The organism is Butyricimonas hominis (assembly GCF_014287455.1).
Classification (GTDB): domain Bacteria; phylum Bacteroidota; class Bacteroidia; order Bacteroidales; family Marinifilaceae; genus Butyricimonas; species Butyricimonas muris.
Genome location: NZ_JACOOH010000009.1, coordinates 274,381 through 299,362, shown reverse-complemented (window position 1 = coordinate 299,362; position 24,982 = coordinate 274,381). Strand labels below are relative to the sequence as shown.

The 24,982-nt window shown below is 45.4% G+C and carries 17 protein-coding genes; 6 read left to right on the top strand and 11 right to left on the bottom strand.

The genetic code is table 11. From position 1 onward, the window contains the following. Positions 1 to 55 precede the first annotated feature (55 nt). Complete coding sequence (locus H8S64_RS19350; RefSeq protein ID WP_099294340.1) at positions 56 to 403, bottom strand: STAS domain-containing protein; 348 nt, start codon at positions 401 to 403, stop codon at positions 56 to 58. A gap of 322 nt (positions 404 to 725) precedes the next feature. Here H8S64_RS19350 and gcvT point away from each other — a divergent pair, with 322 nt between their 5' ends. The 4 genes from gcvT (at position 726) to H8S64_RS19330 (ending at position 5,478) form a co-directional block, all read left to right on the top strand. Continuing rightward, a complete protein-coding gene (gene gcvT, locus H8S64_RS19345; RefSeq protein WP_186978372.1) occupies positions 726 to 1,823 on the top strand; it encodes a glycine cleavage system aminomethyltransferase GcvT in 1,098 nt (365 codons plus the stop codon). Between the two features lie 225 nt (positions 1,824 to 2,048). Next, positions 2,049 to 3,128, top strand: a complete 1,080-nt coding sequence (gene serC / locus H8S64_RS19340; protein WP_186978347.1) for a 3-phosphoserine/phosphohydroxythreonine transaminase — start codon at positions 2,049 to 2,051, stop codon at positions 3,126 to 3,128. Positions 3,129 to 3,230: 102 nt separating this feature from the next. Beyond that, positions 3,231 to 4,148 (top strand): NAD(P)-dependent oxidoreductase, encoded by a 918-nt coding sequence (locus tag H8S64_RS19335; protein ID WP_099294337.1) that lies wholly within the window; start codon positions 3,231 to 3,233, stop codon positions 4,146 to 4,148. Between the two features lie 79 nt (positions 4,149 to 4,227). Beyond that, positions 4,228 to 5,478, top strand: coding sequence for a DUF1015 domain-containing protein (locus H8S64_RS19330; RefSeq protein ID WP_186978346.1), 1,251 nt, complete (start codon positions 4,228 to 4,230; stop codon positions 5,476 to 5,478). Between the two features lie 33 nt (positions 5,479 to 5,511). Here the strand turns inward: H8S64_RS19330 and H8S64_RS19325 are convergent, their stop codons facing one another. The 4 genes from H8S64_RS19325 to H8S64_RS19310 form a co-directional block, all read right to left on the bottom strand. Next, a complete protein-coding gene (locus H8S64_RS19325) occupies positions 5,512 to 6,852 on the bottom strand; it encodes an ABC transporter permease (protein WP_099294334.1) in 1,341 nt (446 codons plus the stop codon). 81 nt (positions 6,853 to 6,933) lie between these two features. Continuing rightward, positions 6,934 to 7,851, bottom strand: coding sequence for an ABC transporter ATP-binding protein (locus tag H8S64_RS19320; RefSeq protein ID WP_099294332.1), 918 nt, complete (start codon positions 7,849 to 7,851; stop codon positions 6,934 to 6,936). A 45-nt stretch (positions 7,852 to 7,896) separates the two neighbouring features. Continuing rightward, positions 7,897 to 8,211, bottom strand: coding sequence for a biotin/lipoyl-containing protein (locus tag H8S64_RS19315; protein WP_099294330.1), 315 nt, complete (start codon positions 8,209 to 8,211; stop codon positions 7,897 to 7,899). 18 nt (positions 8,212 to 8,229) lie between these two features. Further along, on the bottom strand, positions 8,230 to 9,774 hold the full coding sequence (locus H8S64_RS19310) for an acyl-CoA carboxylase subunit beta (RefSeq protein WP_099294328.1): 1,545 nt from the start codon (positions 9,772 to 9,774) through the stop codon (positions 8,230 to 8,232). A 212-nt stretch (positions 9,775 to 9,986) separates the two neighbouring features. Here H8S64_RS19310 and H8S64_RS19305 point away from each other — a divergent pair, with 212 nt between their 5' ends. After that, positions 9,987 to 14,864, top strand: coding sequence for a translocation/assembly module TamB domain-containing protein (locus tag H8S64_RS19305; protein ID WP_186978345.1), 4,878 nt, complete (start codon positions 9,987 to 9,989; stop codon positions 14,862 to 14,864). After that, positions 14,845 to 17,172 carry a translocation and assembly module lipoprotein TamL gene (tamL, locus tag H8S64_RS19300; RefSeq protein ID WP_186978344.1) on the top strand — a complete coding sequence of 776 codons (2,328 nt, stop codon included), beginning with the start codon at positions 14,845 to 14,847 and terminating at the stop codon, positions 17,170 to 17,172. Before H8S64_RS19305 ends, tamL begins: the two co-directional genes overlap by 20 nt. A gap of 435 nt (positions 17,173 to 17,607) precedes the next feature. Here the strand turns inward: tamL and H8S64_RS19295 are convergent, their stop codons facing one another. From H8S64_RS19295 to glpB, 6 genes are all read right to left on the bottom strand, one after another. Then, complete coding sequence (locus H8S64_RS19295) at positions 17,608 to 18,576, bottom strand: hypothetical protein (protein WP_099294324.1); 969 nt, start codon at positions 18,574 to 18,576, stop codon at positions 17,608 to 17,610. A 41-nt stretch (positions 18,577 to 18,617) separates the two neighbouring features. After that, the gene (locus tag H8S64_RS19290) at positions 18,618 to 19,769 is read right to left on the bottom strand and encodes a porin (RefSeq protein ID WP_099294322.1); all 1,152 of its coding nucleotides are present in this window, start codon (positions 19,767 to 19,769) and stop codon (positions 18,618 to 18,620) included. Between the two features lie 44 nt (positions 19,770 to 19,813). After that, positions 19,814 to 20,755: an HAD family hydrolase gene (locus tag H8S64_RS19285; protein WP_186978343.1), complete on the bottom strand. Its 942-nt coding sequence runs from the start codon at positions 20,753 to 20,755 to the stop codon at positions 19,814 to 19,816. Positions 20,756 to 20,763: 8 nt separating this feature from the next. Next, the gene (gene pgtP, locus H8S64_RS19280) at positions 20,764 to 22,164 is read right to left on the bottom strand and encodes a phosphoglycerate transporter protein PgtP (protein WP_186978342.1); all 1,401 of its coding nucleotides are present in this window, start codon (positions 22,162 to 22,164) and stop codon (positions 20,764 to 20,766) included. A 333-nt stretch (positions 22,165 to 22,497) separates the two neighbouring features. Beyond that, positions 22,498 to 23,715: an anaerobic glycerol-3-phosphate dehydrogenase subunit GlpC gene (gene glpC / locus H8S64_RS19275; RefSeq protein WP_186978340.1), complete on the bottom strand. Its 1,218-nt coding sequence runs from the start codon at positions 23,713 to 23,715 to the stop codon at positions 22,498 to 22,500. Next, a complete protein-coding gene (glpB, locus tag H8S64_RS19270) occupies positions 23,712 to 24,980 on the bottom strand; it encodes a glycerol-3-phosphate dehydrogenase subunit GlpB (protein ID WP_186978338.1) in 1,269 nt (422 codons plus the stop codon). The genes glpC and glpB overlap by 4 nt, the downstream gene beginning before the upstream one ends. Between the last annotated feature and the right edge of the window lie 2 nt (positions 24,981 to 24,982).

The window sequence follows — 24,982 nt, the reverse complement described above, 5'->3', positions numbered from 1 at the left end:
GAGTTTCTAAAAACTTAAAGACCGTCCTCGATAATTTAGACGGTCTTTAAGTTTCTTATTGAGCGTAGGAAGCTACGCAACTTTCTCGTGTTCCCGTGATGTCGAAAATGACTTGCAGGTGTAGAAGTTCGAATATCTTCAAAACATCCGGGGATAGGTTGCAAAGTTTCAAGTTGGAACCGACACTTTTAGCTGTTTTGAAAAGAGCGATGACCGTGCCGATACCGCTACTATCCACAAATTCAATGTGATTGAAATCGAATATCATCCGACAGTCGGGATTATTCAAATAAGGTCTTAGTTCAGACTTAACTTCTTCTGACAGCGCGAGAGTGAAACGAGTCACTTCTTCTGTAAATTCGGCGAAGGTGATACCGTTGTGTTCTGTTACTTTGATTATCATGGTTTTTCTAGTATCTAAATTAATGGGTTATTTAGCAAAAGTAATCATTTTTGCTGACAATGCAAATAAATCATCAAATGATTCGTTAAGGTATCTGTGGAAAAAAATAATATTAAATCGTTTGCAAAATTTGTTTACTTCGCTTGGATACGGGATATAAGTTTTTGGAAGAAAGGATAATATGTGTGGTTATGCATAACTTTTTTCATAAGAAGTAATATTTTTAAAGAAAGGGTAGGCGGGATGAATAAAAGTTATAACTTTGCGGAGCGTTATAGTTAATAGTATAATAATATAATGAATATTTAAGCGATAAATAATGATGAAGACTACTCCATTTACACATTTTCATGAGGCGTTGGGAGCAAGAATGGCTCCGTTTGCCGGTTACAATATGCCGATAGAATACACGGGTATCAAGGACGAGCATAATACCGTACGCGAGAAATTGGGCGTGTTCGATGTTTCTCACATGGGAGAATTTTGGGTAAAAGGTCCGAAGGCTTTCGAGTTGGTGCAGAAACTTACGTCCAATGATGTGGCAGCATTAACTGACGGTAAAGTGCAATACAGTTGCTTCCCGAACGAAACTGGTGGTATCGTGGACGATTTGCTGGTGTATCGTTTCAGTGCTGAAAAGTATTTGTTGGTGGTGAATGCTGCGAATATCGATAAGGATTGGGCATGGTGCACCAAATGGGCGAAAGAGTTAGGTATGAACTTGGATACGGATTTGGAGAACGCTTCCGAGAATATCTGTCAACTTGCCGTTCAAGGACCGTTAGCATTGAAAGCAATGCAAAAATTGACTTCCGCTGACGTGGTGGATATGGAATATTATACTTTCCAAGAAATTCCGTTTGCCGGGGTAGACAAAGTAATTTTTTCCACGACCGGATATACCGGAGCAGGCGGTTGCGAGATTTACGCTTACGTGAAAGACGCCGAGAAAATCTGGAATGCCGTATTCGAGGCAGGCGCAGAGTTCGGTATTAAGCCTTGTGGTTTAGGTGCTCGCGACACTTTGCGTTTGGAAGCCGGTTTCTGCTTGTACGGGCATGAAATTGATGACGAACACTCTCCGATTGAAGCCGGATTAGGTTGGATCACGAAGTTTGTACCGGGAAATGATTTCATCAACCGCGCGTACCATGAAAAAATGAAAAATGACAAGCCTGCCCGCTACATGAAACCGTTCGAGGTGCTGGATAAGGGTATCGCTCGTCAGGGATACGTGATCGAGGACGCGGAAGGAAACGAGATCGGGGTGGTTTGCTCGGGTACTGTTTCCCCGTTGACAGGCAAGTCAATCGGTACGGGATACGTGAAGAGCGGTTTCCACAAGCTGGATACCGAGATTTTCATCCGTGTAAGAAATAAAGCTTTAAAAGCGAAAATCGTCAAAACCCCGTTCTTTTAGTCGGGTGCTTTTGAGCTGAACGATAACAAAGCACCCGCAAACGGGTGCTTTTGTCTTTGAAGGTATAAAAACGTTTTCGGAAAGGCGGAAGTTGTTGATATCAAGCGAATAACGAATGCGAATAAAAATTACGGAAAAAAGTCTTTTATACCGACTTATTTTGCATCTTTGCAACGTGATTATAAACAAGATTTTAGTATTAATTATCTATTAAATATTTTAGAGATGAGAAAACACATTTTTAATGCCGGACCTTGTAAATTGCCGGATTCTACATTGGAAAATGTATCAAAAGCTGTGCTTGAGTTTGGTAACACGGGACAATCTATTTTGGAAGTGTCTCACCGTTCTTCTGATTTTCAAGCTGTGTATGACGAAGCTGTAGCTTTATTCAAAGAAGTATTGGGCATCCCGGAAGGATATTCCGTAATTTTCTTGGGTGGTGGCGCCAGCATGCAATTCTGCATGATCCCGTTCAACTTCTTCAAGAAGAAAGCTGCTTATGTGAACACCGGTACTTGGTCAACCGCTGCTATTAAGGAGGCTAAAATGTGGGGAGATGTAGAAATTGTTGCTTCTTCTGAGGCAGATGGATTTACTTATTATCCCGAATTCACGATCCCTTCAGACGTGGATTACATGCACATCACTTCCAACAACACGATTCGCGGTACGGAAATTTTCTATGATCCGACTTCTCCGGTGCCTTTAATCTGTGATATGTCATCAGACATCTGCAGCCGTCCGGTTGACGTGTCTAAATATGCTATGATCTATGGCGGTTGCCAGAAGAACCTCGGACCTGCCGGAGTTACTTTCGTGATCATCAACAATGATTTCTTGGCTAACAACGTTGTTGCAGACAGAATGATCCCGACCATGTTGAGATACAAAACTCACGTGGATAAAGAATCTATGTACAACACTCCTCCTTGTGTGAACATCTTTGGGGTAAAAGAAACCTTGAAGTGGGTTAAAGCAATGGGTGGCGTTGAAGCTATGGAGAAATTGGCTATCGAGAGAGCTGATATGATCTATAACGAATTGGAAAGAAGCAAGATGTTCCGTCCGGTTGTGAAAGAAGGTTCTCGTTCAAGAATGAACATTCCTTTCTTGTTGAGAGAAGGATACGAGTCATTGGAGAAAGAATTCTTGGATTTCACTAAATCAAAGAATATCGTGGGTATTAAGGGACACCGTTCAGTAGGCGGATTCCGTGCTTCTACTTACAACGCTTGTACTATCGAGGACGTGAAGGCTTTGGTTGCTGCAATGCAAGAATTTGAAGCTGCTCATATTAAATAATTTATTGATTTACGATTTCGGATTTACGATTATTGCTTTCGGAAGAGGGTGATCGAAATCTGAAATCGTAAATCTTTTTTTTACATCAAAAATTGAAATATCATGACTAAAGTATTAATTGCAACAGATAAACCGTTTGCTCCGGTTGCTGTAAACGGGATTCGTGAGATCGTAGAGGCTCAGGGATACGAATTGGTATTATTAGAAAAATATACATCTCAAGACGAGTTGATCGCTGCCGTGGCTGACGTTGACGCTATGATTATCCGCTCGGACAAAGCTACAAAAGAAGTTATCGAGGCTGCCAAGAAATTGAAAGTGATCGTTCGTGCAGGTGCCGGATTTGACAATATCGACTTGGCTGCTTGTACCGCTCATAACGTGGTAGCTATGAATACCCCGGGACAAAACTCAAACGCAGTGGCTGAGTTGGCTTTCGGTATGATGGTTTACATGGCTCGTAACTTCTTCAACGGTAAATCAGGTTCTGAGTTGAAGGGGAAGAAAATCGGTATCCACGCTTATGGAAACGTGGGACAGAATGTGGGTCGTATCGCTCGCGGTTTCGGCATGGAAGTGTACGCTTTCGACCCGTTCATGACGGATGAACAAATCAAGGCAGCCGGTGCTACCCCGTTACATTCGGCTGAAGAAATGTATGGTATGTGCCAATATATCTCTTTGCATATCCCGGCAACGGAACAAACCAAGAAATCTATCAACTATGATTTGTTAAAGAATATGCCGAAGGGTGCCGTGTTGGTAAACACCGCTCGTAAAGAGGTTATCGACGAGGAAGGTTTGGGTAAATTGATGGAAGAAAGAGCTGATTTCCACTATATCACCGATATCGCTCCGGATTGCGATTGCTTCAACAAGTTTGAAGGTCGTTTCTTCGCTACCCCGAAAAAGATGGGTGCTCAGACTGAAGAGGCTAACGTTAATGCCGGATTGGCTGCCGCTCGCCAAATCGTGAACTTTATCGAGAAAGGCGACGAGAAATTCAGAGTAAACAAATAGAATTGTAAATTGTAAATTTTAGATTTTAAATTGGAACACAGCAAATTTAAAATCTAAAATCTAAAATCTAAAATTGTATATGGCAATAGTAAAACCATTTAAAGGATTGCGTACTCCCTCTCAAGAAATTTGCGAGGAGTTGGCTTGTCTGCCTTATGACGTGATGAACTCGGAAGAAGCTGCACAAATGGCAGCCGGTAAACCTCGTTCATTATTACATGTGACCAGAGCCGAAATCGACTGTCCCGCTGGAACGGATATTCATTCCGAAACAGTTTATAACAAGAGTGTTGAGAACTTCAATATGTTCCAAGACAAGGGATGGTTGGTACAAGATGAGGACGCAAAATTCTATATCTACGCCCAAACCATGGACGGAAGAACACAATACGGTATCGTGGGATGTGCTGCTTGCGAGGATTACGTGAACGGTATTATCAAGAAACACGAGTTGACTCGTCCCGACAAGGAAGAGGATCGTATGATTCTGACCCGTTACGTGAAAGCTAATTTGGAGCCTGTGTTCTTCGCTTACAAGGCAGTGCCGGAAATCGACGCTATCGTTGAGGATATCGTGAAAAGCCGGAAAGCTGACTACGATTTTGTGGCAGAAGACGGTTTCGGTCATCATTTCTGGGCTATCAACTGCCCGGATACGAACAAGCGTCTGGAAGAATTGTTCGCCACCAAAGTGCCTTACACTTATGTTGCGGACGGACACCACAGAACGGCTGCTGCCGCTCGTATCGGTGCCGAATTCAGCGCTAAGAACCCGAACCACAACGGAACAGAAGAGTATAACTTCTTCATGGCTGTTCATTTCCCGGATCATCAATTGAAAATTATCGATTACAACCGCGTTGTGAAAGATCTGAACGGTTTGACCGAGGAGCAATTGATGGCTAAATTGGGTGAACATTTCACGGTTGAAGATATGGGTACGGAGATTTACCACCCGGCTAAATTGCATGAATTCAGCATGTACTTGGGTGGAAGATGGTATAAATTGACCGCTAAACCCGGAAGCTACGATGATAACGATCCGATCGGAGTATTGGACGTAACGATTCTTTCTAATCACGTGTTGGCTGACATCCTTGACATTCAGGATTTGCGTACTTCCAAACGGATTGATTTCGTTGGTGGTATCCGTGGGTTGGGTGAATTGAAGCGTCGTGTTGACAATGGAGAGATGAAAGTGGCTTTCGCTTTATATCCTGTGTCTATGGAGCAATTGATTAATATTGCCGATACCGGGAATATTATGCCCCCGAAGACAACTTGGTTTGAGCCGAAGTTGCGTTCAGGAATGGTAATCCATAAGATTTGATAAAATAAAAAAAGCGGCGGGAGCCGCTTTTTTTTATGCCTTGTATTTAAGCCATTTGTAAAGTTCTTTCCACGTGACCTTTTTCCCGTACATCAGGATACCTACCCGGTATATCTTGCCCGATAGCCATGTGAAGAACAGGAAGGAAGCAACCAGTAATCCCATGGAAGTAGCGATCTCCCATGCCGGGACCCCGAACGGGATGCGCACGAGCATCACTACCGGGGAAGTGAACGGGATAAGAGAACTCCAGAATACCATGGGCGATTCGGGGCTTTTCATGGCAGCGACACCGATATAAAGGGCTACTACCAATATGATAGAGAGCGGTGTCATGAATTGTTGGGAATCGGTTTCGTTATCCACTGCTGCACCGATCGCGGCGAAGAGTGACGCGTAGAGTAAGTATCCCCCGATAAAATAGAAAAGGAATGCTGCAAGGAATTTCATGATAAACGCGGGATCGATCGTCTTTGCCAGATTCTGAATCACGGCTAACTGTTCCGTGTTTATCTCGGAACTCTGTGCGAACATCGTGAGGTCACTTGCGTTTTTCAATGCTTCCAAGTCCAAGTTGGGCATAAACAACGCTTGAAACGCGATCATAATTATTCCGCCGAGAACAATCCAGATCAGAAATTGCACAAGTCCCACGGCGGCAACACCGATGATTTTTCCCAACAAGAATTGGAATGGTTTCACGGAAGAAACGAGAACTTCAATGATACGGTTCGTCTTTTCTTCAATGACGCCTTTCATGACTTGGGAAGCGTACATGAAGACAAAGAAATAGATAATCATTCCTGCCACTAACCCGATAATGGAAGTGATTTCCGAAGAACCCTCTTTCGTATCTCCTTTATCCGTGACTAACAAGGTTCTGACTAATACAGGTGTCTTTGCCGCGTCCAATTCTTGTTCAAGGTTAGGTACCTGACTTTTGGCTATGACTTCGGCTCGCTTGATACTCTCGATATTCTGTCGTAGCTGTGCGGCCAGTTCATTTTTTAATTCCATGGGTACCTGTGATGTCGAGAATACCGGAATTTCGGCATGAGTCATAACGTTTGCCGGCACTCTGGTAATGGCGTAATAGTCATTCTTTTTCAGAAACTCGGCATAATCGCTTTCCGGTATGTCATGGTCAATGTATTGGAAAGTCGTGTTATTAATCTTCTGGAATGGGGTTTCGAGACTCGATTCGTTGATCACGGCTATCGTTCTCTTTTGCGTGTCGTCACGCAATAGCATCCACATCAGAAACGCGTAAAACAATGCGAACAGGATCGGAACGAAAATGGTAACGACCAGAAATGTTTTTTTACGTACCCTTGTGGAGAACTCCCGGCTTATGATGATGAATATCTTGTTCATTTTAATTGAAAATTGAAAATTGAAAATTGAAAATGAAGAATCATTCACAAGCTTCAATTTGAATTATTATAGCTTAATATTCTATTGTTCTTTAACCAGTTTGATGAAAATATCGTTCATGCTGGGAATAATCTTCTGGTAAGAGATTATGTCCGCTTTCGGCAGCACTCTGGACAGGAGAGTATTTGCCGAACAATACGTGTTCTGTTGTAAGATAATATCTTGGCGTTCATCTTCGACACGCTGGGATACTACCTCGAACTCCGAGCCGACAACGAGTTCCGGGTTAAATTCCGGGTTGTAGCGACAACTTAATTGATAGGTATTGCTGGCATATTTTTCCCGAATCTGGTTAATCGGGCCTTCGATGATTTTCCGGGATTTGTTAATGAGAGCGATATGGCTGCAAATCTCTTCGACTGATCCCATGTTGTGAGTGGAAAAGATGATTGTCGTTCCTTTTTTGCGAAGTTCCAATATCTCCTTTTTCAATAATTCCACGTTGATCGGGTCAAACCCGCTGAAAGGCTCGTCGAATATCAGCAACTCCGGTTCATGTAACACGGTTGTGATAAACTGCACCTTCTGCGCCATTCCTTTGGAGAGTTCTTCTACCTTTTTGTCCCACCAAGCCTCTATGCCGAATTTTTCGAACCACATTTTCAATCGGGTAATGGAATCACTTTTGCTGATTCCTTTTAAACGAGCCAGATAGACGGCTTGTTCTCCGACTTTCATCTTCTTGTAGAGTCCTCGCTCTTCCGGAAGATAACCGATGCGATTGACGTCAGATGGTTTCAGATGTTCACCCCGGAAATAGATTTCGCCCGAATCAGGAGCGGTGATTTGATTGATGATACGGATTAATGAGGTTTTCCCGGCTCCGTTCGGACCTAGTAATCCGTAAATCGAGCCTTCCGGGATATTGATGGAAACATCATCCAGTGCCTTGTGATTGGCATACGTCTTGACGATGTTTATAGCTTTAAAGAAACTCATATTCGTTTAGTAAGCAAAGGCTGCCGAAGGGGCAGCCTTTGAAGGTTATTTTATTTCAAACATTAAAGCGTCTTTGGGAATTTTGTCGCCTTTATTTACATGGATTTTAACGACAGTTCCGCTTATAGGGGCCAGGATTTTGTTATGCATTTTCATGGCTTGCAGGAGGCATAATAAGTCTCCGGCTTTTACTTCCTGACCTTCTTTCACGTACATGTCGATAATAGAACCGGGTATGTACGTGAGGACGGCTCCCGGATCGGGTTTTTCCCATTTCTTGCGGTTGATAAATTTCTCCGTGAATTGGGTTTTGTATTGTAAGCCGTCAATTTCTAATAAGTCATATTTTGGTGTACTCATTCGTGGTATAATTTAAGATTAAAATGGAGGAATACCATGTTTTTTTGCCGGGGTTAGTACCGACTTGTTGCTGGATACCTCGATAGAGTGTTTCAAAATTTTCCGGGTTTCCTCGGGTTCGATGACAGAATCAATGTACCCTTTGGATGCAGCCACATAGGGGTTAGCGAATTTCTCGCGATATTCGGCAACTTTGATCTTGCGCATTTCGTCCGGATTCTCTGCTGACATGATCTCTTTCTTGAAGATAATGTTAGCGGCTCCTTCCGGTCCCATTACGGCAATCTCTGCTGTCGGCCAAGCGAACATGAAGTCTGCTTTCAAGTGACGCGAGTTCATGGCGATGTAACCTCCGCCGTACGCTTTCCGCAGGATCACGGTGATCTTGGGCACGGTCGCCTCGCTATACGCGTAAAGTACTTTTGCCCCATGACGGATAACACCCATGTGTTCTTGTTCCACGCCCGGTAAGTAACCCGGCATATCTTCGAAGGTCACGATCGGGATATTGAATGCGTCACAGAAGCGGATGAAACGTCCCGCTTTATCCGATGAATCGCAATCCAGCACTCCCGCTAACACGGAAGGTTGATTTGCCACGAAACCGATAGTTTCTCCGTCGATACGTCCGAATCCGACCACGATATTTTTGGCAAATTCCTGTTGTATTTCAAGGAAGTCCGAGTCATCGGCAACCGCCCGGATAATATCTCTCACGTCGTAAGGTTGAGTGGGATCGGCGGGAACAATCTTTTCGATTTTGTACTCCGGTTTCGGCGGTTTGGAGGGGAACGGTTTGGCTTTCGCCTCGTTACTCCACGGGATAAAGGTCAATAGTTTTTTGATCTGTTCGAAACATTCGTACTCCGAGTGTGCGAAGAAATGGGCGTTACCGCTGACTTCACTGTGCACTCTGGCACCCCCGAGTTCTTCCATCGTTACCACTTCACCGAGTACGGTTTTCACCACTTCCGGTCCCGTGATAAACATTTTCGAGATGTTGTCCACCACGAACACGAAGTCAGTCAAAGCGGGTGAATACACGGCACCTCCCGCGCAAGGACCGAGAATGACGGATAATTGAGGAATAACTCCGGATGCCTGCGTGTTACGGAAGAAGATTTCCCCGTATCCTGCCAGAGAGTCAACTCCTTCTTGAATACGAGCACCTCCCGAGTCGTTGATCCCGATCAAGGGCACTCTCATTTTCAGAGCGTGGTCCATGATTTTGGTGATCTTGCGGGCATGCATCAAGCCTAATGAACCACCGGCAACGGTGAAGTCTTGGGCATAGATACACACGGGTTCTCCATAAATAGTACCGGTTCCGATGATAACACCATCACCATGCAGAACCTTTTTATCCATATCAAAATCTTTTGACTGATGCTCAACGAACATGTCGTACTCGTGGAAAGAATCTTTGTCGAGTATTGCTTCAATACGCTCCCGGGCTGTCAACTTTCCCATTGCAGCTTGCTTCTTAATAGCCTCTTCGCCACCACCTTGAAGAACAATCTCTTTTCTCTTCCTTAAATCAAGAACATTTCTTTTAAGTGACATAAGTAATAATTTATGTTTGTAAATGATAGGTTTCAACTCAATACAAAATCCTACCTACCCAGTCTGCAAAATTACGAAAAAAAACGGAGAAAAAAACACCTGTTCGGGGGTGTTTGGGATAATGTATTGATACATTGTGCATTGGAGTGGTAAAATGTTTTTTTGCCCCCCATCGTGTTTTTGTTCTGTTTTCGTAACACGAAACAAGTTTCATGCGTAAAATTTACATTCTGTTTTGCGGGAGTGGTGGGGGCATGTGGAAGGAGTTTTCCGTGTTACCCGTGGGATTTGAAGAAATAATTGTAGTTTTGCAATTGGTTTACAACCTTCGAAATGAAGATAGAATGAAGATTTTACGTAGGATATTAAAATATATATTCAGGGTTATACTGGGGCTTTTCACCTTGGTAGTGCTTGTTATGATTCTTTTATACATTCCCGGTATACAGAATTTCGTGACGGGAAAGGCGGAGCAATACGTGGAGCGTAACATGGGTATGAAACTTTCCGTGGGGCGTGTACTGTTGAAATTCCCGTTAGACTTGGCAGTGGAAAGAATTTATTTTGGAAAGACGGAGCGGGACACGATGCTGAGTGCTGACCTGATTCAAGTAAATGTCGCTTTATCGAAATTGTTGAAGAAGGAGATTGAAGTGCGACGGTTGGTGATAGAGAATGCGGCAATGAACTTCGGGGATACGCTTTCGGGAATGAAAATGAAAGTGGCACTCCATGAACTGAATCTTCGTATGGACAGGTTGAATCTGGCGAAGCAAGAGGCTGACATTCCTACGGTTTCCTTGCATGGCGGAACGGTTTTCATGAACTTGGGTGAAAGTGAGCCGGACACCACACAGCCGGGAGAGCCGGCACGTTGGAAGTTCCGGGTGGGCGAGTTGCTGTTGGATAGTGTCGACTGCGTGATGAACGGGTTGCCCATGGGACAAATCCGCGCGGGAGTGGGCGAAGGACGCTTGAGGGAAGCGGAGATACATCTTGGGGAACAGACGGTAAATCTGGATTCCATACTATTGGTACGGGGATATTGTGAGGTGCTGACGCTTGCGGATGCCACTTCGGGCGGGGAGGACGCGGTACAGGATTCCACGGGGAGTATGCCGTGGGTAGTACATGCCGGGAAGGTCGAGTTGGCGGATAGTCGTTTTTTAATGAAGCCTCGCGGAATAAGTGTGGCAGAGGAAAGATTTCCGGAGGCGATACGGGTATCGGCTCTTTCATTGCAAGTGGACAGCGTGTTTAACCGGGGAACGGAGATAGCGGCTATCGTGCAGCGATTGCAGTTGAAAGAAGGGAACGGGCTTGATTTGCGGAATTTATCCTGTCGGGTAAATGTCGGGAGCGATAAGTCTAACGTTTCCAATCTGTCATTGAAAACGGCTTATAGCCGGTTAGGGATGAACGTGCAAGCGGCTAGCGGGCTTACCGGATTCGGGATGAATACTCCTTTGCGCTTGTCGATAAACGGTACGATAGGGGGGAAGGATATACTTTTGTTTATGCCGGACACGAATAAATTAATGGAATCTTTTTTACAGGATAAAACGTTTTCGCTTGCCGGATTATTGAATGGGGAGATCGAGCGATTGAATATCGAACACCTGAACGTGGGTGCCGGAAATGATTTTTTGTTGGAAAGTAGCGGAAAAGTTTCTTCTATTACCGATATGGAACAGATGGTCGCGGATTACCGGGTATCGTTGACTGTTCGGAACGGGCGTTTTTTCGCGCCGTTCTTGGGCGACGGGGAGGAGGCAGGCGTGGTTGTGCCGGATAATTTGAAGTTGAACGTCGATTTACATATGGCGGATCAGACCGCGAGAGTCAAAGTGGGAGTTAGCCCCCGACAAGGAAGTCTGAATATGGTTGCCGGTTACGGGATGAAAGATAATTCCTATTACGCGGGAGTTCGTTTGCGGGAGTTCGCGTTGAATGAATTTATGCCAAAAGATTCATTGGGAATGGTTTCCGCCACGCTTTCCGCCTCGGGGAAAGGATTGGATTTGAAAACGGCGGCGGGCAAAGTGAATTTAGCTTTGGCATTATTGCAATACAATGGTTACGATTATAAAGATATCACGTTGAATGCCGTGTTGAAAGAGGGTGTGCTGAACGGGGTTTTGGCAAGTGGTAATAAAGAGTTGGATATGGATATGAAATTCCAGCTTACCGCCGGCGACAAAGGATACGAGGCAAAGATTGAAAGTGATATCCGGAATGCGGACTTGAAAGGATTGCATTTTATGCCGGAAGAACTGGCGTTCTCTCTGGGATTGACGTTGCAGGGAGAATTGAACGCGGACAGTACTTCCGCTCTAAAAGCCGATTTCACGGATATCGTTTTGAAAGATGTCGGAACCCGGCAGTTGGGGAATTTAAATATATCGTTCGCCGGGGAGGACAATCGTACCCGATTGAACGTGGACGCTGGAGATTTGAGCGTGAAGTTTAACGGGAAAGGGAACGGCTATTTGTTGGCTCGGCAATTTGCCAAAGCGGGAGAACTGCTTGCCGGACAACTGGAAATACACGATTTTAATATGGAACAATTGGGGGAGGTGTTGCCGGATTTCAGTTTGACGATCGATGCTGCCCAAAAGAACATATTAAACAGTTACCTGAAGAATAACGGGATGCGCTTCAAGCGTGTAGGTATAGAACTGGGGACGGATACCGAGTCCCACTTCAAGATGGATGCCGGGGTTTTCGGGTTGGACATCGAGGGTTTCGTGATTGATAGCGTGTTCATGAACGCTCACGGTCAAGGCGTGGCTTTACGCTACGGGGTGAACGTGTTCGGGGCAAAAAATCAATTGGAAGCATTGTCGCAATTGACCGCGGAAGGCTCGGTGGAACACGATCAGGTAAACGTGAGATTGCGGGAACGGGAGAATAAAGACGGAGAGATCTTTAACATCGGGGCGAATATCGCTTTTCAGGACAGTGCTGTCAGCGTGAGTATATCCCCGGACCCGTTGGTGTTGGGATACGTGTCTTGGCAAGTGAACCGGGGAAACTTTGTTCGTCTGAAACAAGGCGAAATTCCGGCGGCAAACTTGCAGTTGTTGAACGGGGATAAGCGTATCCGGTTGGTGTCGGAGGAAGGAGCGAACCGGGAACCGGAATCATTGGTCGTGGATATAAAAGGTATTGATCTGGGGCATATCTCCGATGTGTTGAGTTTTATCCCGGATATGTCCGGTATGCTGGGCGTTGATTTACAGATGCACAGTAAAAACAAGGTGATCGACGTGGGTGGAAATATCACGATAAATGAATTTAATTATCAACAGGAGCGGATCGGGAACTTGGATATGGGTATAAAATACCGCTTGTCGCGACAGACCGAGCATGATGTCGATTTTACCCTTGCCGTGGACGGGCAACAGGCTCTATTGGCGCGGGGCAAGATGATGACCGGACCGGATGATCAGAACATGGATTTGAATATAGGGATACCGAAATTACCGCTACGGGTGGCAGGAGCCTTCACGCCGCCGGGGATGATTCGTCTGGGCGGGGATATGGTCGGAGCGTTCCGTATCAAGGGGAATATGAGCCAACCTTTGATTGACGGCAATTTGAGTTTCAGAGAGGGAGAAGTGGAAGCGCTTCCGGTGGGAACGACCTTCAAGATAGATACCTCTACCATCACGATTCGGAATAATTTATTGAAATTTAATCATTTCGGGCTGATTGCTCCGAATAAGCAACGACTGGAATTGCAGGGGGACGTGAACTTTGCTTCATTCTCCAGTATCGAGATGGATGCATCCGTCACGGCTCGTAATTTCCAAGCGATGAAGGTGCAGGAAAACGACGAAACAATGGTTTACGGGAAATTGTTTGTCGACGTGTCGGCAACCTTGAAAGGAATGTTAGACGCGTTGAAGATTCGGGGAAATATTAATCTGTTGGATAACAGCGAAGTGTACTACACGTTGAAGTCCGCTCCTTTGTCCGTGACCGACCGGAGTGTTGATCTCGTGCGTTTCGTGTCTTTCCGGGATAGTACGGAAGTGGCGGAGGATGACCAACTGAAGCAAATCCGCGCAGTCAGTCTGGACTTGTTGATGTCCGTGAATATCGCCCCGCTGGTAAGTTTGAACGTGTTGTTGTCCGCTAACGGGCAGAACCGGGTTTCCATCAACGGGGGAGGGAGTTTGACCTACACGCTGAGTCCGGTGGGAGAGAGTCGCCTCGTGGGGCGCTACGTGCTGTCGAGCGGAATCGTGTCTTACGGCTTGCCGGTGATCGGGCAGAAAGATTTCAAGATACAGGATGGCAATTACGTGGAATGGACAGGAGATATTGCCAACCCGACACTGAATATTATGGCGGCAGAAACGATCTCCGCGAGTGTCACGGATGATAGCCAGAAATCCCGTCTGGTGAATTTCAAGGCGATAATACGGATTACCAACACGTTGGAGAAGCCGGATATCACTTTCGACCTTGCCGCCGAGGGGGATATCACGATACAGAACCAGTTGGCGGCGATGACTCCCGAAGAAAGATCCAGAGAGGCGATGAATATGATGATATACGGGTCTTACTCGGGACCCGGTACGGTAGCCAAATCAAACGCTTCCGATAATGCGATCAATAATTTCGTGGAACGGGAGTTGAATCAATGGTCGAGAAAACATTTGAAGAACATGGATTTGACTTTCGGCATCAATACATACAATCAGGTATCGGAGGCGGGCGAGTCGAAGAAGACGGATTACTCCTACCAATTCTCGAAACGGCTGTTCAATAACCGGGTTCGGGTGAAAGTCGGGGGACGTATATCCACGGATAATGATCCGGCAGCCGGGGGTGTGGAGGAGAATCTGGTCGATGATATCGCGGTGGAATACCTGTTCGGGAAGAATCCCAATTTCTTCCTTAAAATATTCCGGCACACGGGTTACGAGAGCGTGTTGGAGGGCGAAGTCACCCAAACCGGTATCGGTGTGGTGTTACGGAAAAATTACCAGAAATTCCGGGATATATTCCGGCGAAAGAAGAAAACGAAAGTGGAAAAGAAAGAAACACGGCGAATAGAAAATGAAAAGTCTGATAAATAGAATATATATATCCGTGACGGTAGCTTTGCTACTGTTGGGCGCATCTTGTTCGCAGACCAAAAAACTGACGGAAGGCGAAGTGTTGTACACCGGGGTGAAAAAAATGAAAATAGAAACGGCGGAAGGAGTCAAGTTGCAAGGGGCGCAGAGTTCCGCGATTTCCAACCCGATGTCCTATCCCCCCAACAACCCGTTGTTCGCCCCGTACGTGCGTTCGCCTTTTCCCATCGGTCTGTGGGTGTACAATTGGAACATCAAAAAAGAGAAAGGTCTGAAACACTGGTTGTACAAGAAGTTGGCGAAGAAACCGGTATTGATTAGCGACGTGCAACCGGAATTGCGCTTGAAAGCGGTGGAGAACGCTGCCCGGGATTACGGGTATTTCGGGGTGGAAACGAGTTACGAGATCATCCCCAACAAGCGCAATCCCAAGAAAGCGAAAATCAGCTATCACGTGCGTGTACCCGAACCGTATATGTTTGGCAATATCGAGTTCTGGGGATGGAAAGGACGCATGGATAGTTTGTTGCAGAGGAGGAAACAGCGTTGCCTTTTGACAAAAGGGGCTGAATACAGTGTTTACTCGATGGAAGACGAGCGGGAGCGTATCACCCAATTGTTGAGGAACAACGGTTACTATTATTTCCAATCGGACTATATCGAGTTTCTTGCCGACACGACACGGGAAAAGCGGGTGGCTGATGTTCGTATCGCCTTGAAACATGGTGTTCCGGCTGTCGCGTTGCAACCTTACAAGATTGGGAGTGTAGAACTGGTGCTGGAGGAACCCGATGAGTCGGAAACGACCGATTCGCTAGCTTATAAAGAGATAAATGTAAAATACACGAAACCGTTGGGTGTAAAACCCAAAGTGCTGGCTCGTTCGATGTATTTATTGCCGGGAGATATTTACTCTTTCCGGCGGCAGAATCGTACGCAGACAAGCCTTGCCCGTTTGGGGATTTTTAAATACACGAATCTGAACGTCACCCGTGCGGACACGGCAAGGACGGACGGATTCGGCAAATTGAATTTTGGAATTAACGCGGTGTACGATTTACCGATCGAAACCGAGGTAGAGGTGGATGTATCCTCGAAATCCAACAACTTGCTGGGACCGGGACTGACTCTCGGTATCACCAACAAAAACCTGTTCCGGGGAGGAGAGAACCTGTCTTTCAAGTTGAACGGGGCATACGAGTGGGAGGTCGGTAACAAGCAAGGCAACTCGAAATCCGGATTAATCAATTCCTACGAGTTGGGCGTGAATGTCGGTTTGTCGGTACCTCGCTTGTTGGTTCCCAATTTCTTGAAAAGTACGAAAGATTTTCCCGAACGCACGCATTTCCAAATCGGAGTGGATTTCCTGAACCGTCATACATTTTTCCGGATGATTTCATTCACGGGATCATTCAGTTATGATTTCCAGTCTTCCTACCGGAAGTATCACACGATCACCCCGTTGAAGCTCAGTTATACCCATTTGTTGCGGACTTCAAAGGAATTTGACGAAACGATGGATAATAATCCGGCAATAGCGATGAGTTTCAAGAATCAGTTTATACCCTCGATGGCATACACCTACACGTATGACCGACAGGGGACTTCCCGTAACCCGAACCGGTTGTACTGGCAAAATATGATCATGTCGGCGGGAAACTTGTTGTCCGCGATACAGTACTTGTCGGGGAATCACAAGGGAGAGGGGAAAACGATATTCGGTAACACCTATTCCCAGTTTCTGAAAGGTACTTCCGAGATTATTGTTTACCGGAAACTGACCGAAAATTCGTTGATCGCCACTCGTTTCATGGGAGGGCTCGGGTACGCTTACGGCAATTCAAGCGTGATGCCGTATAGCGAGCAATTTTATATCGGGGGAGCCAACAGCATCCGGGCTTTCACGATTCGTTCCATCGGGCCGGGTAGCTATCACCAGAAAAGTGATAACAAGACGGCATATCTCGACCAGACCGGGGATATAAAACTGGAAGGAAATATCGAGTTGCGCTTTAAAATAGCGGGAAGCCTGAACGGGGCAATTTTCTTGGATGCCGGTAACGTGTGGTTGTTGCGGAATGACCCCAAGCGTCCGGGGGGAGAATTCAAGCTGGCGGGTTTGCTGAACGAGATCGCGCTGGGAACAGGTTGCGGGTTGCGCTATGACATCGGTTTTATCGTTATCCGCGGGGATTTAGGTGTTGCTTTGCATACCCCTTACAAGAATCCCGATAAACCGGGATATTACAATATTTCCAAATTCAAGGACGGGTTGGCGTTCCATTTGGCTATCGGTTATCCGTTCTAGAATAACAGCAGGAATCATCTATGTATTTGTCGTATTCATTCCGGTATACGGTGTTTATATTTTTGTACCCTTGCTAAGTAGAGGCGGGTGAAATGTGTTGGAAGAAAAGTGGTTTTGCTGTTAATGAAAGTTATATGATTATAATATTATAATAATGTGATTTGTACTTTCTTTATATCATCTCCCATTCAACTCCTATTCAACTCCCATTCATCTCCTATTATAAAGGTATAGAAATAGAAAATTAATTGGAATTAAATAAAATTTGATAATACTGAACTATATGGTATGATTATAATTAATTCTTAGAAGATAACTGAACAGGGCAGAAATTGATCTCGAAAAAGAGAGGAAAACAGGACCGGCGTAAAAAAAAGAAGACTGCCCGAGCGTGTCGGACAGTCTCCCGTTGTTTGAAATTATTGAACCCGAAAACTATTTTACTTTTTCGTAGATGTAAAGTTCGTGAATTTCTCCGGTGTAACCTTCATCTTTGAACGGACCTTGTGACATACCGAGAACGATCAGGGTACCACGGTTGTTCAATACCACGAGGTCGTCATTTACCGGGTCGATAGAAAGACCTTCGATCTCTCCGGCGCGGCGGAAATCACTCATCTCGCGGAATAATTCAACTCTTCCGGCTTTCGCTCCGCCGGCAATTTTGCCTGTACGCATTACGGGTTTCCCTTTTTTGTCAAGTTTCACGCTGAAAGGGGTGTCCTTAACAACTTCAGTTCCGTCCTGCAATCCGGTGAAGTGTACTTCAGAGATGTCGGCAATGTAAATGTTGTCAGGAATATTGTATAATGATTCACCGTCATCTGAAGTGAAAAGCATTTTACCGTCAGCGATGAAAATACCTTGACACCAGTACGGGGTCGGGCGGCATTGCATCTTGGTATAGTATTGTCCTGTTTCAAGGCTGTAGCAATACACGTAACGGCTATCCACCCAGTCGGACATCCAAACCATGTTTTTCTCGCGGTCAACGGCAAGACCTGATACCTCTACTTGTCCCGATTCCGGTGACCAAGGCAGGTCGCGTTTCCATTTCAACGTTTCCGCGTCATAGATAGATACGGCAATGTTGTAACCGCGTCCGTATTCGAATTTCTCGATACCGCAATAGATTTCCCCGTTATAAATGTCGATATCACCGAAGTGGTTGGCGATTTCGGGATTCTGGAACGGTTGATCGTTCTTCATGATAAGATTACCATGCTTATCGTATTTGTAAAGAACTTTAGTATCGGATACATAGTAATAGTTGCTGTCGATAGCAATTCCTTGACGTCCTGCCACGGGAATAACTTTTTTCAAGCGATACTCGGAGCCAAGATGTTGAGCGTTTACGGCCATACTTGCTAAAAGCAATGCCACAACAAATAATAACTTATTCATAATCAAAAATATTTAGGTTATTAATAAAGGTTTACTTTATATTAGAATTTAAGCAAACACATGATTTGCAAACTGTTGCCAGTGCCTTTGTCAACTTTGTCCGTGTAGTCGGACAAGATGTAATTCACTTGGAACTTAACATCCTTGATAGGCTCGTAAGTACAACCGATCAGGTAATTGTCCTTGTTGTTGGCAGAAGTCTTGTTCGTTTTGTCGCGATACATGTCAAAACGGGCTACCGGCAAGAATTTACCGATCTTGTAAGCGGCGAGGAAGTAGAAACCGTCTTCGTCAACATCGGCATCGTCACTCTTGATATGACCGTATTCTGCACGAAGGTCAAGACCGTTCGGATCATAATACCAAGCACCGGTGATAACGCGGTTCATGGCTTGATAATTTCCTACTACTTGTCCTGCATTGAGTTGTTTGTATTCACCCCAGTTGTAGCAACCGATGATACGCAATTTCTCGATGGGACGAACGGTGATACGACCAATGATATCTTTAGATTTGTTGTCGTCGTTCAACGTGGGAAGATAACCGTTGCTCAAAGATACTTGATAGCTCAAGTAGTTGAATTTCTTGTCTTTGCTCGGTAGGAAATCTCCATAAGCCATGATACCGAGGTCACGACCGTAGTCGATAAGGTTGGGAGTTGAAACAGCATTACGGCATACCATGCGGTAGCAAATATTAGAGAAATCTACTGTTTCCAATGTCGCGGGGGAAATGTCATAGTTCTCGAAGCCAAGCGGCAAATAGTATTGACCCGCGCGGAAGTGTAGTCCTTTCGTGATATGCGCGTTAATGAACGCATCCATAACCGTGATTACTTTCTTCGAGTAAGCGGTTCCGTCGGTAGAACCGGAGAAACATTCCAATTGTGCGCGGAAGTCAAATGTTTTTGACACTTGCTTGTCGATGATCAAACGCATACGTTTCAATTGGAAAGATGATCTGTTGTCGCCGTTTTTGTCACCCCAGTTGTAACCGGTTTGGATGTAACCGGAAAATTTCGGTAGTAGTGAAAGGAGTTTATTTACTTTTTGAGTAAGATCCCCGTCATTTGTTTGGGCAGTCCCTTCAGTTGTGGCAGGGGTTTGGTCGTTCTCGGCCTTAGCCCATGTAGATGTGCATACGAAAAGGGCACAACACAGCATTAACACGTTCAATAAATAACTTTTTTTCATAACAATGTTAAATTAAGTTCATACAAATTATATTCTTCTCGGAATTACTTTTTCGGATTAGCCGCGTTCTCTCTTATTCCCCATTCTCCCGTGTGGAAGCGTACTTTCGGATCTCTGGTGTCGTTGCAGTTCACGATAAGCGCCCCCTCTTTTTCCCAGTATCCTTTCACCGTGTAACCGTGCATCGGACCGTCTTCCTCGCCGCGGACGGTTTTGTCGTCCGGGTTGATCACTATTTTTAAACCGCAGGATTGATTCAGCATGTCCATGTCCCCGCGGCTATTGCCACCCACTACCAGCGGGCGGGTTTTGATAAATGTCGGGATGACATTGGCTTTCCCGTCGTCTTGCGGGATCGGCAGCACGATTTCGTTTGTCAGCACCCCGTCGACAACGACAGACTTCATCCCGAGAATATTCACGTCAGGGATTCCCAATTCCTCTGATAAGAATTTTTGGTATAAAAACTCGGGAGAAGCTGTCAATATCCATACTTCAAATCCGTATTCTTTCAAATTCGCGATAAGCTGTTTCATTTCCGGGTAGAATTTTCCTTGGTATGATTCCACGTAACAATCGTAACCCAAGGTTGCCACGGCTTCGGGAGTCATTCCCGCGAGAAAATGGGCACGGTCTTCAACGTACACTTTACCCACGTTGTCGCCGTTTTTCACCATGCGGTTCAAAATAGCCATTTTTTCCTTTGACACTTTGTCATTCTTGCCCTTGTAATATTTGTCGGCGTAACGATACAGTGCTTCGTCTGCCAGATAATGAGGAACTTGCCCGAACACGGTGCCGTCCCCGTCGAACACGGCAACTTTGCGGGTATTCATGGTTAAGGTCGTGTTCAAGAATGTTTCAATGCGATCGTTAATCTCTTTTGACCATCCCTTGATCTCGCGATAGGTTTGCGCGGAGATATAAGGGGTGAAGAATAGCATTACCAGAATGATAACGCTACTCGTTACGAGCTTCTTTTTCATGTTTGTTATTACTTTTTGTTGTTAACCAAATATTGTTCTTCCTTGTAAGTAAAGCTGACAAATACTATTGATAAAGCGCACGCTATCAGCAATAATATAAATGTTCCATCCCAACCGAACGAACTTTCAGAGACATAACCCATCACGACGTTTGCCAGAATCGCGGTTCCGAAAAAATACCCGAAGAAACCCGTTAGCCCGGCAGATGTTCCCGCCGCGTTCTTGGGAGCAAGGTCAAGAGCCTGCACCCCGATAAGCATCACCGGTCCGTAGATGAAGAACCCGATGGCAATCAGAGATAGTGTCACGATTGTATAGTTGTCGGAGAAATGCCAATAGAAGAAAATGAATACCGCTACAAGCGCCATGAAGATGATCGTTGTGATCGCCCGACGCCCCTTGAACACGTAGTCACTCAACCAACCGCAAACAAGCGTGCCCGGTATAGCGGCAAACTCGTAAGCGAAATATGCCCATCCGGCTTCTTTGATATCGTAGCCTTGTGCCTCTTTCAAATAGGTGGGAGCCCAGTCAAGACAACCGTAGCGAACCATGTAAACGAAAGCGTTAGCGATGGCGATGAACCATAACATTTTGTTATTAAGCACGTATTTGAAGAAGATTTCTTTCGTGGTGAGGACTTCTTCCTGTTTCTCGCTATAATTTTTCGGGTAATCGTTACGCCATTTCTCGATGGTGGGCAACCCGCAGGATTGTGGCGTGTCGCGAATCATAACGTAAGCGATTAGAGCGATTAGCAAAGCTACTGCCGCGGGGAATATGTAAGTACCTATAATGAAGTATTTTGTGTTGTCAGCCCCGTAGAACCAAGAACCGAACCACATGGCTCCGTACACGGCCATCGGGCCGACAAGAGCGCCACCCACGTTATGGGCGCAATTCCAGATAGACATCTTCGTGCCCCGTTCCTTCACGGAAAACCAGTGTGTCATCACGCGTCCGCAAGGAGGCCATCCCATTCCGTTGAACCACCCCACGAGGAAGTTTAGTACCGCCATAATCACGATGGAGATGGTACCCGCCCCGAATAATTCAATTGGGACAGCCATGAACATCATGGATAACGCGGCTAGAACCAATCCTAAAGGTAGGAATACGCGTGCGTTGCTTCGGTCGGAAACACTACCCATCAAGAACTTGGATAAGGCGTAAGCAACAGCGTTTAGAGCTAACACGATACTTAACGAGCCTTTCTCGAAGCCGTAAGGACCGTCAGGATCTGTCAAAAATGGCATCGCCATTGAAAAGTTCTTTCGCACAATGTAATAGCCGGCATATCCAACGAAAATACCGATGAATACCTGCCAACGCATGCGCTTGTACGTAGAATCAATCTCACCCTCGGGTAACTGGGTTTTGAATGGCGCTGGTTTCAAAAAGTTCCACATGTTATTAGATTTTATTTTATAATTATTAATTTAGACACACCTTTATACGTAATAAATCTTAAAAAGTTTCATCGCAATCCTAAATAGGGCATTTTAGTATGTTTTTTCTTTGATTCATTGCAATTGTATTTAATTCTCAATGTTTTTTTTATCGAATGTATTCGAAAACGTTTTCTTTCTATTTCGCAACTAATCTCTTTCAATTCACAACAAAATTAGGGATATTGATTTTTAAATCAAAATAATTTTCAATAAAATTACGTTTCTCTTTTGATTTTATTTTTATTTCTTTTTGAAAAAGATTAGTTTACCCCGCTAGTGATAATATTTATATCATTCTAAAGCATTGGCTAATATTGATATAGGGTGTTCACACCGCTTGGCCGTGGACATTTCGATTTGCCATTTGCAAGTTTCGCAATCGGTAGCAACGATATCGATACCGCAACTTTCGATTTGATTGAACAAGGAAGCACCGATATCTTGTGAGGTCTTGTAATTCTCTTTCTTGAAGCCGTAAGTTCCTGCTATCCCGCAACATTGTGAATCGAGAATGGTTAATTCGATGTTGGGGATAAGTTTTAACAGTTCTATCGAATAATAAGACCAACCCAGTTTCTCCATGTGGCAAGGAGTGTGGTAAGCTACTTTAAGTTTTGCTCCTTGCTTGAAATTCAATTTCAAATCCTTTTGACTGAGTAACCGATAGATGTAGCGTGTGGCTAATTCTATCCGGTCTCTGACATCGTCGTTTTTGACGTCTAATAGATGGGGATACTCGTCCCTGATGGTGAACGTGCAGGTTGACGAGGTGGCTATCACCGGAATGTTTTTATCGATGACGGACTTTCGAATCGAAGCTATGTTTGTTTTGGCTTGTTTTTTTGCCTGATTGATAAAGCCGTTAGAAATTAACGCGACCCCGCAGCATTTTTCTTTCTCGAGCAATTGTACCCCGATGCCGAGAGCGTTCATTACTTTCACGAGGTCTTTTCCCAGTTGCGGATTGTTGTAGTTCGCGTAACAACCGTGGAAGTAGCTGACCTGCTTCGGGTAGGCGGCTTGCTTTTCAGCCTGTTTTTTGTACCACCCCTCGAATGTGCCGAATGAGTATTTCGGGAACGTGCGGCGGTGGTCGATCTTCATCACGCCGTCAAGGATGGCTTTCACGGGTTTTAATCCCAGCGTGGTGTTTACAATCGGGGCGAACGGGGTTGATAGCGTCCCCACCAGATCCGTGTTCGCTAGGATGAAGTCGCGTAACGTGGGTTTCTTCTCGCTGTACTTAATGCGCGCGGACTGTATGATGTCGCCTATTCTCACGTTCGAGGGGCATGCCACCTCGCATCGCTTGCAATTAATGCAATATTTCAGAGATTCGTCATAGAAATTGAATTTCTTCAAACGCAGGCGTTCTCCGTCCGGTCCCGCTTGCTTGGGACCCGGGTAATCCGGATTGACGGCTGCCACCGGGCAGTAAACGGTACACACGGTACATTTGATACATTGCTCGAAATTATTGTCGCTTATATTGTGTTGTTGTAGATTCATAACATCTCCTGTTTACTTGAAATTCTGTCTGCTACATACAATGCGCTTAAAATGGAGACTCCCGCCCCGCATCCTTCTTTTATTGCGTTGAAGCCTTCCAGTATGGCTCCGGACACGTAAAGGTTCTCTATCGGTTTGCCATTTTGCACCCCCCGGAAATCTTTGTCGGTTTTTACCCCGAAAGTTTGATAGGGTTGAGCCTCGAATGCATCCCGGCTGTACCATTGTTCACGATTTCGGGAGTAAGTGACGTCCAGATTGAAGATTGGTTCGTAAACCCGTTCCGGATCGGCAATCAATCCTTGGCTGAAATAACTTCCTGTCGCCAGAATCACGTTTTTGCCCGTGAACGGGATATCCCCGTGATTGTTCGTGTAAACCCGGGAGATCCGGTCACCCTCTTTCTCTGCCCGCAGGACAATGTCGCCCAGCATGAAAACGCCGCCGGCTTCTTGGAAGCGGGCGCGCAGCTGTTGTTGTACTTGGATGCCCGGCACGGAAGGAGGGAGGGTTGGCAGTAAATAAACCGGCTTCCCGATCTCTTTTTGAAGATAGGCTAAAGCGTCTTTCCGGCTTAATCCCACGATCGCGGGTAACGCGATGATTTCGCAATCTCCGCGTTCCGCCTTGATCTGGCGAACTAATTCGTTCAGGTTGTCTTGGTTGTCAAACACTCTGGCGATATTCACGGAACGCATTTCTGTCGGGTTTTTCCGTAAACGCTCCAAGGCGGGAAAATTAATCAAGTGGGTGGTACATGTCGTGCCTATTTTTGCCAGTTCGTCAACAATGAACTGGGTATAGAAATCAAGAAATCCCGTCACGTTGAAAATCCCGACTTTCTTCCATTGAATCCGGTTCGCGTTTTCGCCTTGCAAATGATCTTCCAAGGTTAGCCATGTCGGTTTTAACGTACCCATCGGGGTTATCCGGTAGTGATTCTGTTCTGCTTTTCCTTTTGTCGGGATGCCCGTGTCTTGCAGGAAGGTTTCCGCTTCTTCGGTCAATTGTGCGAACTTGCTCGTTCCCAGCTTCGCGTAAGGATGCGCGGGTGCTTGCTCGATCAATTCTCCGATTGCTTCCAGCGGTTTGTTCACGCTTTTCCCGTCCGGTAGCGCGTTTAGTAAATCAAAAGAACCGGAAGAGAAGTGCAAGGCGCTTTGCCCGGAAGAAATAATGACACAGCGTTGTCCTTGCTTGGACAATTGTATCCCGGAAATTAAGCCGGACAGACCGCCACCGATGATAATGGTATCGAATTTCATAA